Annotated in this window: 12 protein-coding genes; 6 read left to right on the forward strand and 6 right to left on the reverse strand. The window is 70.4% G+C overall.

The features are described 5' to 3' along the window. The first annotated feature begins 66 nt into the window (after positions 1-66). The 4 genes from ACIBAG_RS18160 to ACIBAG_RS18175 all read left to right on the forward strand — a co-directional run bounded on the left by ACIBAG_RS18160 (position 67) and on the right by ACIBAG_RS18175 (position 3,728). A complete protein-coding gene (locus ACIBAG_RS18160) occupies positions 67-783 on the forward strand; it encodes a DsbA family oxidoreductase (RefSeq protein WP_399106123.1) in 717 nt (238 codons plus the stop codon). Between the two features lie 106 nt (positions 784-889). Continuing rightward, on the forward strand, positions 890-1,942 hold the full coding sequence (locus ACIBAG_RS18165) for an aminotransferase class V-fold PLP-dependent enzyme (RefSeq protein ID WP_399106125.1): 1,053 nt from the start codon (positions 890-892) through the stop codon (positions 1,940-1,942). A gap of 45 nt (positions 1,943-1,987) precedes the next feature. Beyond that, positions 1,988-2,605, forward strand: a complete 618-nt coding sequence (locus tag ACIBAG_RS18170) for an RNA polymerase sigma factor (protein ID WP_399106127.1) — start codon at positions 1,988-1,990, stop codon at positions 2,603-2,605. A 103-nt stretch (positions 2,606-2,708) separates the two neighbouring features. Beyond that, the gene (locus tag ACIBAG_RS18175) at positions 2,709-3,728 is read left to right on the forward strand and encodes a maleylpyruvate isomerase family mycothiol-dependent enzyme (protein ID WP_399106129.1); all 1,020 of its coding nucleotides are present in this window, start codon (positions 2,709-2,711) and stop codon (positions 3,726-3,728) included. A gap of 12 nt (positions 3,729-3,740) precedes the next feature. Here the strand turns inward: ACIBAG_RS18175 and thpD are convergent, their stop codons facing one another. From thpD to ACIBAG_RS18200, 5 genes are all read right to left on the reverse strand, one after another. Continuing rightward, positions 3,741-4,619, reverse strand: coding sequence for an ectoine hydroxylase (gene thpD / locus ACIBAG_RS18180; protein WP_399106342.1), 879 nt, complete (start codon positions 4,617-4,619; stop codon positions 3,741-3,743). A 15-nt stretch (positions 4,620-4,634) separates the two neighbouring features. After that, positions 4,635-5,039 carry an ectoine synthase gene (locus ACIBAG_RS18185; protein ID WP_399106131.1) on the reverse strand — a complete coding sequence of 135 codons (405 nt, stop codon included), beginning with the start codon at positions 5,037-5,039 and terminating at the stop codon, positions 4,635-4,637. Between the two features lie 51 nt (positions 5,040-5,090). Continuing rightward, a complete protein-coding gene (gene ectB / locus ACIBAG_RS18190; protein ID WP_399106133.1) occupies positions 5,091-6,362 on the reverse strand; it encodes a diaminobutyrate--2-oxoglutarate transaminase in 1,272 nt (423 codons plus the stop codon). A 55-nt stretch (positions 6,363-6,417) separates the two neighbouring features. Beyond that, positions 6,418-6,924 carry a diaminobutyrate acetyltransferase gene (ectA, locus tag ACIBAG_RS18195; RefSeq protein WP_399106135.1) on the reverse strand — a complete coding sequence of 169 codons (507 nt, stop codon included), beginning with the start codon at positions 6,922-6,924 and terminating at the stop codon, positions 6,418-6,420. 305 nt (positions 6,925-7,229) lie between these two features. Next, positions 7,230-7,754 carry a DinB family protein gene (locus ACIBAG_RS18200; protein ID WP_399106137.1) on the reverse strand — a complete coding sequence of 175 codons (525 nt, stop codon included), beginning with the start codon at positions 7,752-7,754 and terminating at the stop codon, positions 7,230-7,232. 106 nt (positions 7,755-7,860) lie between these two features. Here ACIBAG_RS18200 and ACIBAG_RS18205 point away from each other — a divergent pair, with 106 nt between their 5' ends. Together ACIBAG_RS18205 and ACIBAG_RS18210 are read left to right on the forward strand one after the other, a co-directional pair. Continuing rightward, complete coding sequence (locus tag ACIBAG_RS18205; RefSeq protein ID WP_399106139.1) at positions 7,861-8,337, forward strand: hypothetical protein; 477 nt, start codon at positions 7,861-7,863, stop codon at positions 8,335-8,337. Positions 8,338-8,513: 176 nt separating this feature from the next. Then, positions 8,514-11,468 carry a tetratricopeptide repeat protein gene (locus ACIBAG_RS18210; RefSeq protein ID WP_399106141.1) on the forward strand — a complete coding sequence of 985 codons (2,955 nt, stop codon included), beginning with the start codon at positions 8,514-8,516 and terminating at the stop codon, positions 11,466-11,468. Positions 11,469-11,471: 3 nt separating this feature from the next. On the opposite strand, the gene ACIBAG_RS18215 is transcribed toward ACIBAG_RS18210, so the two are convergent. Further along, on the reverse strand, positions 11,472-12,581 hold the full coding sequence (locus ACIBAG_RS18215) for a pyridoxal-phosphate-dependent aminotransferase family protein (RefSeq protein WP_399106143.1): 1,110 nt from the start codon (positions 12,579-12,581) through the stop codon (positions 11,472-11,474). Positions 12,582-12,752 lie beyond the last annotated feature (171 nt).

The raw sequence follows: 12,752 nt of genomic DNA on the forward strand, positions 1-12,752 counted from the left end.
TTGAACGTTCATCCAGTCGACGGAGGGAGTCTCCGTTTCCCGTACGAGCTGGAGAGAGCCACAGACATGCGCGTCGAGATCTGGAGCGACATCGCCTGCCCCTGGTGCTACGTGGGCAAGGCCCGCTTCGAGAAGGCGCTCGAGGCCTTCCCGCACCGCGACCAGGTCGAGGTGGTGCACCGCTCGTTCGAGCTGGACCCGGGGCGCGCCAAGGGCGACATCCAGCCCGTGATCACCATGCTCACCAAGAAGTACGGGATGAGCGCGGCGCAGGCCCAGGCCGGTGAGCAGAACCTCGGTGCGCAGGCCGCCGCGGAGGGTCTCGACTACCGCACCGAGGGCCGCGACCACGGCAACACCTTCGACATGCACCGCCTCCTGCACCTCGCCAAGGAGCAGGGCAGGCAGGACGAGCTGATCCAGATCCTCTACCGGGCCAACTTCGCCGAGGAGCGGTCCGTCTTCTCCGAGGGCGACGAGCGGCTGGTGGAGCTGGCCGTCGAGGCCGGGCTCGCCGCCGACGACGTCCGCAAGGTGCTGGCCGACCCGGAGGCCTACGCCGACGACGTCCGCGCCGACGAGCGCGAGGCCGCCCAGCTCGGCGCGAACGGCGTGCCCTTCTTCGTCCTGGACCGCAAGTACGGCGTCTCCGGCGCCCAGCCCGCCGAGGTCTTCGAGCGGGCGCTGACGCAGGCGTGGGGCGAGCGCTCGCCGCTGCGGATCGTCGACCAGGGGGACGCCGAGGCGTGCGGTCCCGACGGGTGCGCGGTGCCGCAGCACTGAGCCGTCGGCGAACGCGCAGGTGGTGGCGGATCTATAAGCGTTCCTTAGCGAAACCACGTAAAGAATCGCAATGGACTGATAGGTCTTCAGGGCCCACAGTGGAGCCATGAAGACCTTCGAGAGCCTGGTCCGCGCCGAGTTCGCCCCGAAGAACGTCTATCTCAACACCGCGAGCAACGGGCTGCTCCCGGCCCGCACCGTGGCCGCCCTGGACCGGGCGGTGCGGATGCGGGCCGAGGGCGTCCCGCTCGGCCCGCTCTACGAGGACGTGGAGGCCGTCCGCGCCTCCTTCGCCCGGATCGTCGGCGTCCCCGTCGAGCGCGTCGCGGCCGGGGCCTCGGTCGCCGAGTACGGCGGGCTGATCGCCGCCTCGTTGCCCGCCGGCGCCGAAGTTCTCACCGCCGACGGCGACTTCTCCTCCCTCGTGAACCCCTTCCACATGCGCGGCGACCTCAAGGTGCGCGCCGTCCCGCTGGACCGCCTCGCCGAGTCCGTCCGCCCGGACACCGCCCTCGTCGCGGTCAGCGCCGCGCAGTCCGCCGACGGCCGGATCGCCGACCTGCCCGCGGTGCGCGCCGCCGCCTTGGAGCACGGGGCCCGCACCTACATCGACGCCTCCCAGTCGGCCGGCTGGCTGCCGCTGGAGGCGGGCGCGTACGACTACGTCGCCGCGGTCGGGTTCAAGTGGCTGCTGGGCCCGCACGGTGCCGCCTTCTGCGTCGTCCCCGAGGACTTCGGCGGGCTGACACCGCTGCTCGCCGGATGGGTCGCCGGGGAGATCCCCTGGGACAGCTGCTACGGCCCCGTCGAGGACCTCGCCCACTCCGCCCGCCGCTTCGACATCAGCCCCAGCCTCTTCACCTACGCCGGACTGCGCGCCTCCATGGAGCTGATCGAGGAACTCGGCGTGCCCGCGATCCAGGCCCACGACCTCGCCCTCGCCGACCGCTTCCGGGCGGGACTGGCCGCCCTCGGCCACCAACCGGTGCCCTCACCCGGCTCGGCGATCGTCTCCGTGCCCGGACTCGGCGACCGCCAGCCCGCGCTCAGCGACGCCGGAATCCAGGTCTCCGACCGCGCGGGCAACCTGCGCGCGGCCTTCCACCTCTACAACACCGTCGAGGACGTCGACCGCCTGCTGGACGCCCTGTCCGACTGAACCACTGGCGCGGGCCCGCCGAGGACGCTAGGAAGGGCACCAGGGGTGGTGGTGCAGGTGGAGTCCACGGGCGACACGTCCGGCCGGCCGCTTGCCGACGCGGAGGTGCACCGGCGGCTGGTGTACGGCGACGAGTCCGCGCTGGCCGAGGTGTACGCGGAGTACGGCGGGCTGGTGCGGCGGGTCGCCGTGCGGGTCACGCGCTCGCCGGGCGGCGCCGAGGACGTGGCGCAGGAGGTCTTCGCCCAGCTGTGGAGCAGGCCGTACGCCTTCGACCCGCACCGCGGCACGCTGCGTACCTGGCTGTCCGTGCTCGCCCACCGGCGGGCCGTGGACTGGGTCCGCAGCGAGGCCCGGCACCGCAAGGACGCCGGGTCCGACGACTCGGCGCTCCAGGCCATCCCCGACGCCGGGCCCGGCCCCGACGAGACGGTCGTCGACCGGGAGCGCTCCCTCCTGCTGCACTCCGCCCTCGCCGAACTCCCGCAGCAGCAGCGGGAGGTGGTCCACCTTGCCTACTTCGCCGGCCGTACCTACCGGCAGGCCGCCGTCGAGCTGGGGATACCCGAGGGCACGGCCAAGACCCGGCTGCGCACGGCCCTGCGCTCCTTGGCGGAAACTTTGGCCGACCCGCCGGACCCGGCGCTGGAAAGGGGCGCATGATGGCGAGAGGGGTACGAGCAGGGCACGGACACGGCTACCGACACGGGCACATGCGCGGACACGGGCACGGGCACAGGGGCGGGCCAGGGGGAGGAGGCGCGGGATGACCGACGATCACGAGGCGGTACGCGACCTGCTGGCCGCCTGGGCCTTCGGCGCCCTCGACCCGGCCGACGAGAAGACGGTCCCGGCACACCTGGCCGCGTGCGAGAGCTGCGCGGCGGAGGCGGAACGGCTGCGGGAGACGGTACGGCTGCTGGACGGGCCGGCGCTGCCCGGCATCCCCGAGCGGCCGGCCACCGATGTGCTGTCCCGCGCTCTGCGCGAGCGGCCCGCCGCGCCGCGCGTCGCCGGGCACGCCGCGCCCTATGCCGCCGCCGTGGCCGGGCTGAAGGGCCTGCTGCCCGAGGTGTACGGCCGCTGGGGGTACGACCGCTGGCGCGCCCCGGTCGTGCACGACTGGGACGTGCACGCGACCGTCGCCCATCTCCTCGCCGCCGACGAGCATCTGGCGGTTCTCCTCGGGATCGACGCGCAGGTGCCGCCCTCGCGGGTCGAGGAGGGCGCGGGCTGGGAGGCCGACTGGAACCGGCGCACGGCCGACGTGATCGTCCACGAGCGACGCCGGAGCCCCGAGAAGACGGTCGCCGCCTGGTCCGCGCAGGCGAGTTCCCTGCTCGCCTCGCCCGAAGCCCACGATCCCGAACTCGCCGCACGTGCCGTGACGTTGATGGGGATGCGGCTGCCCGTCGCCGACCACTTCCTGGTGCGTGCCTTCGAGACGTGGATCCACACCGACGACATCGGCCGCGCCCTGGGCCTCGCCGTCCCGCCGCCGCCCGCGGAGCACTTGGGGCAGCTGATCCGCCTCGCCGTGCGCGTCCTCGGCCTCGCCCTCGGACCCACGGCGCCCCCGGTGCTGTTCTCGGTCACCGGGGGCGAGGAGTGGGTACTGGGCTCCGACGCCGAGCCCGTCCAGGCCGAACTCAGCCTCGATCCCGTCGACTTCTGCCTGCTCGTCGGCGGACGGTACGCCCCGGAGGCGGTGCCCAGGGGCCAAACGGGCGACGCGGCCGCCGTACGGAACGTACTGGAGCGGGCCGCGTCGCTGTCGTGGCTGTGAGGGCCGCTTCGGTTACTTCACCGGCGTGAAGTCCCTTGCTCCGATGAACGTCGGCCGCCGTACCGGAGCCGCGAAGGGCTCCACGGCCGCGTTCTCCACGCTGTTGAACACGATGAACACGTTGCTGCGCGGGAACGGCGTGATGTTGTCCCCGGAGCCGTGCATGCAGTTGCAGTCGAACCAGGTCGCCGAACCGGCCTTGCCCGTGAAGAGCTTGATGCCGTATTCGGAGGCCATCTTGGTCAGCGCCTCGTCCGAGGGCGTGCCCGCGTCCTGCATCTGCAGGGACTTCTTGTAGTTGTCCTTCGGCGTGGCGCCCGCGCAGCCCAGGAAGGTCTTGTGCGAGCCGGGCATGATCATGAGCCCGCCGTTGGTGTCGTAGTTCTCGGTCAGCGCGATCGAGACGGACACCGTCCGCATGTTCGGCAGACCGTCCTCGGCGTGCCAGGTCTCGAAGTCCGAGTGCCAGTAGAAGCCGCTGGCCCCGAAGCCCGGCTTCACGTTGATCCGCGACTGGTGGACGTACACGTCCGAGCCGAGGATCTGCCGCGCCCGGCCGACGACGCGCTCGTCGCGCACAAGCGCCGCGAACACGTCGCTGATCTTGTGCACCTCGAAGACGGACCGGATCTCCTTGGACTTGGGCTCGATGATCGACCGCTCGTCCGCGCGGATCTCCGGGTCGGTGACGAGCCGCTCCAGCTCCTGCCGGTAGACCGCGACCTCGTCCTCGGTGATCAGCTGGTCGATGGCGAGGAAGCCGTCGCGCTCGAAGGACTGGAGGTCGGTGGTCGCGATCGGGCCCGGGGTGTCGGGGGAGCCCCACACCACGGGGTCCTGACGCGGGGTCGACACCTCGGTGGCGCCGCGGCTGGGGTACAGGTCAGTCATCGTCGTCACGATGTCTCACACCTCCTCGGGCTCGGTGAGCAGCGGGTACACGCCGTTCTCGTCGTGGTCCTCCCGGCCGGTCACGGGCGGGTTGAAGACACACAGGCAGCGGAAGTCCTCCTTGATCCGCAGCGTGTGCCTCTCGTGCCCGTCCAGGAGGTACATGGTTCCGGGCGTGATGGTGTACGTCCGCCCGGTCTCGTGGTCGGTCAGCTCGGCCTCGCCCTCGACGCAGACGACGGCCTCGACGTGGTTCGCGTACCACATCGACGTCTCCGTACCCGCGTACAGGACCGTCTCGTGCAGCGAGAAGCCGACCTTCTCCTTGGCGAGGACGATGCGCTTGCTCTCCCAGGTGCCGGACGCCGATTTCACATGGCGCTCGGTGCCTTCGATGTCCTTGAACGAACGGACGATCACGGTGCTGCGATGCCTCCTAGGTGGTGGTGTGCTCGGTGGATGAGGGGTTGGTCAGGTGGTCTCGCGGACGGCGCGGGCGAGGATGCTCAGGCCCTCGTCGAGCTCGTCCGGGGTGACGGTGAGGGCGGGGAGCAGCTTGACGACCTCGCTCTCCGGGCCGGACGTCTCGATGAGCAGCCCGAGTTCGAAGGCGCGCTGGGCGACCCGCCCGGCCCGCTCCTTGTCGTGGAACTCCATGCCCCACACCAGCCCGCGGCCCCGGTACTCCTTCACATCGGCGAGGTTCTCCTCGCAGATGGCGATCAGGCCCTGCTCGACCTGCTCGCCGCGCGCCCGGGTCTGCTTCTCCATCGCGCTGCCGTCGGCCCAGTACATCTCCAGGGCGGCGGTGGCCGTGACGAAGGCGGGGTTGTTGCCGCGGAAGGTGCCGTTGTGCTCGCCCGGCTCCCAGATGTCCAGCTCGGGCTTGAACAGGCACAGCGACATGGGCAGCCCGTAGCCGCTGATGGACTTGGACACGGTGACGATGTCGGGGGTGATGCCCGCCTCCTCGAAGGAGAAGAAGGCACCCGTCCGCCCGCAGCCCATCTGGATGTCGTCGACGATCAGCAGCATGTCCTGCCGCTCGCACAGCTCGGCGAGCGCGCGCAGCCACTCGGGACGCGCGACGTTGATGCCGCCTTCGCCCTGCACGGTCTCCACGATGACGGCGGCGGGCTTGTTGAGCCCGGAGCCCTGGTCCTCCAGCAGTCGCTCGAACCACAGGAAGTCCGGGACGGTGCCGTCGAAGTAGTTGTCGAACGGCATGGGCGTGCCGTGCACCAGCGGGATCCCGGCGCCGGCCCGCTTGAAGGCGTTGCCGGTGACGGCGAGGGAGCCCAGCGACATCCCGTGGAAGGCGTTGGTGAACGAGACGATGGCCTCGCGCCCCTTCACCTTCCGGGCCAGCTTCAGCGCGGACTCCACGGCGTTGGTGCCGGTCGGGCCCGGGAACATGACCTTGTACGGCAGGTCGCGCGGCCGCAGCACCAGGTCCTGGAAGGTCTGCAGGAAGGTGCGCTTGGCGCTGGTGGACATGTCGAGCCCGTGCGTGACGCCGTCCCGCTCCAGGTAGTCGATCAACGCCCGTTTCAGGACCGGGTTGTTGTGCCCGTAGTTCAGCGAGCCGGCCCCGGCGAAGAAGTCCAGGTACTCGTGGCCGTCCTCGTCGTACATGCGGCTGCCTCGCGCACGGTCGAAGACGGTGGGCCAGCCGCGGCAGTAGCTGCGTACCTCGGACTCCAGGGTCTCGAAGACGCTGAGGTCGGGCTGGGTGATGGTCACGACGAATCGCTCCTCGTTGCGTGGGGGGAGGTCAGTGGGGGAGTCAGTGGGCAGGTCACCGGGAGAGGGGACCGATGCGGTACAGGACTTCGGGGTCGTGGGGCCCGTCCGGGAACACGCTCGTGGGGAACAGCACCTCGCGCTCCAGGGCGGCGCCGTGCCGCTCCGCGAAGGAGGTGAACAGCCGCTCGGAGGCGGTGTTGCCGGGCGTGATGGTGGTCTCGACGCTCGTGACGCCGTACTCGCCGCCGACCCGTGCGACGAGCCCGTCGAGCAGCGCGGCGGCGATGCCGCGGCCGCGGTAGGCGTCGTCCACGGCCACCTGCCAGACGAGCAGGGTGCGCGGGCGTTCCGGCCGTACGTATCCGGTGACGAAGCCGACCGGCTCCCCGCGCTCGTCGCGCGCGACGGCCGACGTGCCGGAGAAGTCGCGGCACCACAGCAGATAGCTGTACGACGAGTTGAGGTCGAGGGCCTTGGAGTCTCTGGCAATCCGCCACAGCGCGGCCCCGTCGGCCACCGCCGGACGGTCGATTTGCAGGTCTGCTTGTGCGGCAGTCATGCGAATTGAATTTACCGAGGGAAATTTGAAATTGCATGGCCGTGAGGGGTTACGTGTGAGCTCCGGGTGTGTTATCACGCGGGCGTGAGGGGTGGCGCGAGAGGGCTGTGGAATGCCAGGTCTGTCCGGTTAATACCGGACAAAAAGGGTGCGATGTGGAACTCGTCACAGCCATGTAACTCTCACGAGATCTGCCCGAATTACGCCGGTTGGTGTTCGCGGAATCTTTGCGTTTAGGTCTGCCGAAAGCGGGCAGAAGAGAATGGGAAGCTGCCCTGGAAAGGAATTCGGGAATTACCCGGAATTCAAGCCCCGGTAACTCCGTCGATGCGCTCCCGGAGAATGTCGGCGTGGCCGTTGTGCCGGGCGTACTCCTCGATCATGTGAATGAACACCCAGCGCAGACTGACCTCCAGGCCTGCCATGGGGCCATCTGCGATCCGGCCCACACTCTCCAGCGAACGCCCGGCGCACGCCTCCAACCCTCGTGCGATCTCCCGCCGCCACACGCCGAGCACCTCGTCGATCCCGCGCCTGGCGTCGAGGACGTACCCTGTCTCCTCCTCGAACACCGGCGGCACGTCCAGCCCGCCGACCACCCGCTGGAACCAGTTCCTCTCGCACTCGGCGAGGTGCTGCACGAGCCCGAGCAGGGTCAGCTCGGAAGGGTCGGCGGAGGCGAGCCGCAGTTGCGCGTCGTCCAGCCCCGCGCACTTCAGCTCCAGGGTGGCCCGATGGAAGTCGAGCCAGCTTTCGAGCATGGGGCGCTCGGGGCCGGTCATGAGAGGGACGGGGCGGCCGTCCGGGAGGGTCTGGGCGGTGGTGGTCATGGTGCCACCATGGCCCATGCGGGTCTTTTCCGGTATTGCTGCGCGGGACCGGGCCGCGGCCGTACCTTTCTGACGAGATCAGTGGTCCTGGGGAGGGCGAACGGGGATGCTGGAGCAAGCATTGACAGCCCTGGCCGCAGCCGGCGGAGCGGCAGTGGTGCAGGCGGCGGGGACGGATGCGTGGACCGGGCTGCGCCAGGCCGTGGCGCGCTGGTTCAGCCGCGGTGACGGACAGCGCGAACACGCGGAACTCGAACGCCTGGACCGGACCGCCGATGAGCTTCGGTCCGCGGAGGCGGACCAGGCGGAGCGCCTGAGCATCCGTGAGGAAGCGGCCTGGCAGGCGCGCATCGAGGCCCTGCTGGAGAACCTGGACCAGGAGGAACGAGCGCGAGCCGCCGAGGAGTTGCGGGCTTTGCTGGCCGAGCAGACCCCGCAAAGCAGGGCATCGGCCGGGCAGGGAGGCCTGGCCGTGGGCGGCAATGCGGACTTCCGCGCCGAGGGCGGTTCGATCGCGGCGGGCGTCATCCATGGAGGCGCGCACATCGGACGCCCTCAGACGCCGGATCCGTCCCAGGGCTGAACGGACCGGCCGACTCGAGCCCAACCCTGCCCGCTGTCGCCCCCATTGCGTCCAGGGCTCTCGCGTATCGCGCCGACCAAGCCGTGCCGAGCACAGGACGCGGCCCCCTGGCATCCTCCGCAGCCGCTCCCAATGGAGAACTGAGCGTTCCCGAAGACGCGTGCGTCGCCGCTCCAGTGCCTCGGCCCGGCACCGAGGCGGCCTATGTCCTCGCCGCCCACGGCGGGGTCGCGGCGCACTATGTCGCCGGTGGAATCCACCACCACTACACCCCAGCCGCTGCGGAGCTGACGGCCCTGGGCAACTGGCAGCCGGTGAGCCAGATCGAGCTGCTCGGCCTTGGGGTGCACCGGGCGCGTGCCGGGGAAAGCGACGGTTCGGCGCTGCCGCCCTACGTCCTGCGCGACGTGGACAGCCAGGTACGGACCGAACTGAGGAGGGCGGCAGAGACCGGCGGGCTCGTGCTGCTCACCGGTGACTCGACCGCCGGCAAGAGCCGCACGGCCCTCGAGGCGGTACGGGCCGTGCTCCCCGGCCATGTGCTCCTTGCCCCGCCATCGGGAGCCGACCTGCGGCCGTTGCGCCGGGCGCCCGGCGAGCCCGGGTACGACCGGCATGTCCTGTGGCTCGACGATCTGGAGCACTACCTCGGACCCGGTTGCCTCGAACCGTCCCTGCTGACGTCCCTGAGCAGAGCGGGCTTGGTGGTGCTGGCGACCCTGCGGGACGAGCGCTACGACACCCTCCGGGAAGCAGCCGACGGCTTCTCCGGGGACGGCGGCCCCAACCGCATGGCCGCCGAGACCGGGCTGCGTGTACTCAACATGGTGGAGCCCATCGCGGTGCGGCGGTTGTGGAGCGACGCGGAGCTGGCGCGGGTGGCACAGATGAACGACAGCCGCCTGAACGAAGCACACGGGCGGCATGGCACACACGGCATCGCCGAGTACCTGGCCGCCGGACCGGAACTTCTCGGCGAGTGGCGCAGAGCGGAGCGAGCAACCGCCAAGGGCGGACACCCCCGAGGTGCCGCACTCGTCGCGGCTGCCGTCGACCTCGCCCACATCGGCCTGATCGGCGACCTGCCGGAAGCCCTGCTCCGCGAGGCGCACGAAGCCTACCTCCGTGCCCTCGGCGGATCCGTACTGCGCCCGGAGTCCTACGCCGAGGCCCTCGAGTGGGCCTCCCAGGTCCGGTACGGCGTCGCCAGCCTGCTGATGGAAGGCGAGCAGGAAGGGACCAAGCGGCCCTTCGACTACCTGGTCGACTCGGTCGCCCGCGATCCCGAGGTGCCCGACCCACCGGACTCCATGTGGCTCACCGCGTTGAAGTACGCCGACGACCGGACGCGCCAAGTGATCGCGTGGACGGCGACGTTCAGCGGCCGGTGGGCGATCGCCGAGCAGGCATTGAAGCCCCTGGCTGAGGCCGGCGTGGAGGAAGCGGTCATCAACTACACGTTCGCGCAACTGCTCCAGCGTGCGGATCCCGCCGAAGTCGAACCGCTGCTGCGTCCGCTCGCCGAGGCCGGGAGTCCGCTCGCCCAGCTCAACCTCGCCGGTGTCCTGAAGATGCAGAACGCGGACGACGAAGCCGAGAGATGGTGGCTGGCGGCCGCGGAGGCCGGAGTGTCCATCGCCTCCTACAGCCTCTTCATGCACTTGCGCACCAAGGGCGATGACGAGCAGGCCGAGAGGTGGCTGCGGAGGGCAGCGGAGGACGGCTACGTCGAGGCTATGACCACGTTGGCGACGCTCCTGCACAAGCGTGGTGACGAGGCCGAGGCGGAGCCGTGGTGGCGCGAGGCAGCCATCGCGGGAGATCCCCAGGCCATGTACGTTCACGGGCACCTGCTCCGGTTGCGTGGGAACGACGAGGCCGAGATGTGGCTGCGCCGTGCCGCTGAACAAGGCCATGACACAGCCGCGGAGATACTGGGGCGCGCGGCCGACGGGCGCGGTGATCTCGCCGATGCCGAGCGTTGGTGGAGGATGGCCGCCGAGGCGGGAAACCTGGAGGCGGCCAACCAGCTCGGAGTGCTCCTCAGCACTCGGGGCGAGCGGGCCGAGGGCGCCACGTGGTACGCCAAGGGGGCCGAGGGCGGTCACGAGGTGGCCATGTTCAACCTCGCCGAATGGCTCTTCGACGAGGGTGACGTCGAGGCCGCCAAGGACTGGCACCGGCGGGCCGGCGAGGCCGGGAACTCCGAGTCCCTGAACAACCTTGGGAATCTGCTGCGCCAGGAGGGTGACCTCGCCGCCGCCGAGGTGGCGCTGCGCCGAGCCGCGGACTCCGGTGATGTCCTCGGTTGCCTCAACCTGATCGACTTGCTGATCAGCGAAGAGCGGCCGGAAGAAGCCCAGCCGCTCCTTCTCGGACTGCTCAGTGACCCCGACAGCGCGGAAGCAGCCCTCACATTCGCCGAAAGGCTCCGGAGTGCCGGGAGGCCGCAGACGGCCCGGACCATCCTGCACTGGGCCGCCGAAGCCGGACGCCCCGACGCCGCCCACAACCTTGGGCTGCACTACTACGCGGCAGGGTTGGCCGAAGACGCGGAACGCTGGTGGCGTGTCGCCGCCCCCCGCATCCCCGCCTCCTCATACAACGTCGGCTCCCTGCTCTCCAAGCGCGACGAGGATGAGGAGGCGGCCTCTTGGTGGCGCAGGGCCGCCGAGGCAGGCCACCGCCGGGCAAGCCTCAAACTCGCCGCATGGCTCATCGATTCGGGGGCGCCGGACGAAGCGGAGGAGCGCCTGCGGCAACTGGCCGACGAGTTTTCCGAAGCCGCCTTCCTGCTGGGTCTGCTGCTCTTCGACAAACCCGGCGATCACACAGAGGCCGAGTACTGGTTGCAGCGGGGCGAAGAGCACGCGGACGCGGACGAGGCCTTCCAATACGCGTCCTACTTCGCACAGCGCGAGGACGAGGAGAACACGGAGCGCTGGTGCCGTACGGCGGCCGAGGCGGGGCACCCGCGGGCAGCCCTCAACCTCGGCGTCCTGCTCGCCCGGCGCGGGCAGCTGGCACAAGCCGAGCCCTGGCTGGTCGAAGCCGTACACAGAGGCCTTGAAGAGGCGGCCGAACCCCTGACGCAGGTAAGGGAGTTCCTGGCCGCCCAACAGAGTCCTTGAGCGCTACTTCCCCTGCGCCCAGGCTGCGGCGACTGCCCGCCGAGCCGCCTCCGGGTCCACCGTCACCCCAAACTCCGCGAGCGCCGTGCCCAAGGCGACCAGACAGGTCTCCACCAGGTCCTGGCAGGCATCCTGGCCGTAGTGGTTCACGCGGATCATCTCGCCGGCCAGGGGACCCCCACCCGCCGCCAGCGGTGCGGCAGGGGCTGTGCTCAGTGCCTTGGCCACCACCGACGACGCATCCACGCCGGAAGTGGTCCGAAGCGTCGTAGCGACCGGCGCCGCCTCCCCGGCCTCGTACACATACGGCTCCAAACCCCCGCCCAGCGCCAACGCTCCCTCCCGGGTAGACAGCGCAGCGGCTCGATGCCGGCCCATCACCGCATCCAGGCCCTCCGTCTCGAGCCGCTCCACACACGCCTCCAGCGCCAGCATCTCCAGCTGCGCGGGCGCATGCAGCAGCACCTTCCGGCCGCCGTCGACCCACCGCTCCTTCCAGTCGAGCAGGGACAGATACGACCGCCGCGGCGCCCGCGGATTCGCCGCCATCCGCGCCCACGCCCGCTCGCTCACCGACACCGCCGACACCCCGGCCGGCCCGCCCATCGCCTTCTGCGCCCCGATGACGCACAGGTCCACGCCCCACGCGTCCGGCAGCACCGGCTCGGCCCCGATCGACGCCACCGCGTCCAGGTAGAACAGCGCCCCGTGCTCCCGCACGACCTCGCCGATCTCGGCGACGGGATTGGTGTTGCCGGTGGCGGCCTCCGCGTGCACGAGGGACACGAAGTCGATCCCGGGGTGCTCGGCGAAGGCCTCCCGGATCTGGTCCGCCGTGACCGCTGTATGGAACGGCACCGCCAGGTCGATCACGGTCGCACCGCAGTCCCGCAGCCAGTTCCCGAACGTCTGCCCGTACGGGCCGGTGATCACGTTCAGCGCGGTCGTGCCGGGCCCGGCCGTCCCCCGGATCGCCCCCTCCAGCGGCAGCAGCGCCTCGCCCTGCATGATCACGACGTCCTGCTCGGTACCGAGCAGCCGCGCCACCCGGTCCTCGATCGCGGCGAATCGCGCGGCGCTCAGCGGGGCCAGGTCCAGGAAGGGATGGGTCACGGCGGGCTCTCCTTGCTCGCGGGATCCTTGCGGGATCCGGGATCCTTTCGGGATCAATGAAAACGAGGGTAGCCGCCGCCCCAACTCGCCATCCCACTAATGACTTCTTAGGCGTGATGGCCCCGTGACCATCGGTTTGGTTTGAGGACCTCAAACATCTCCTTATAATCG

Source organism: Streptomyces sp. NPDC051243 (assembly GCF_044455405.1).
In the GTDB taxonomy this organism is placed as follows: domain Bacteria; phylum Actinomycetota; class Actinomycetes; order Streptomycetales; family Streptomycetaceae; genus Streptomyces.

Excerpts from the sequence above, each read along its gene's own strand:
- ACIBAG_RS18160 (WP_399106123.1), top strand. The coding sequence starts at position 67 with ATGCGCGTCGAGATCTGGAGCGACATCGCCTGCCCCTGGTGCTACGTG.
- ACIBAG_RS18165 (WP_399106125.1), top strand. The coding sequence starts at position 890 with ATGAAGACCTTCGAGAGCCTGGTCCGCGCCGAGTTCGCCCCGAAGAAC.
- ACIBAG_RS18175 (WP_399106129.1), top strand. The coding sequence starts at position 2,709 with ATGACCGACGATCACGAGGCGGTACGCGACCTGCTGGCCGCCTGGGCC.
- thpD (WP_399106342.1), bottom strand. The coding sequence starts at position 4,619 with ATGACTGACCTGTACCCCAGCCGCGGCGCCACCGAGGTGTCGACCCCG.
- ectA (WP_399106135.1), bottom strand. The coding sequence starts at position 6,924 with ATGACTGCCGCACAAGCAGACCTGCAAATCGACCGTCCGGCGGTGGCC.
- ACIBAG_RS18200 (WP_399106137.1), bottom strand. The coding sequence starts at position 7,754 with ATGACCACCACCGCCCAGACCCTCCCGGACGGCCGCCCCGTCCCTCTC.
- ACIBAG_RS18205 (WP_399106139.1), top strand. The coding sequence starts at position 7,861 with ATGCTGGAGCAAGCATTGACAGCCCTGGCCGCAGCCGGCGGAGCGGCA.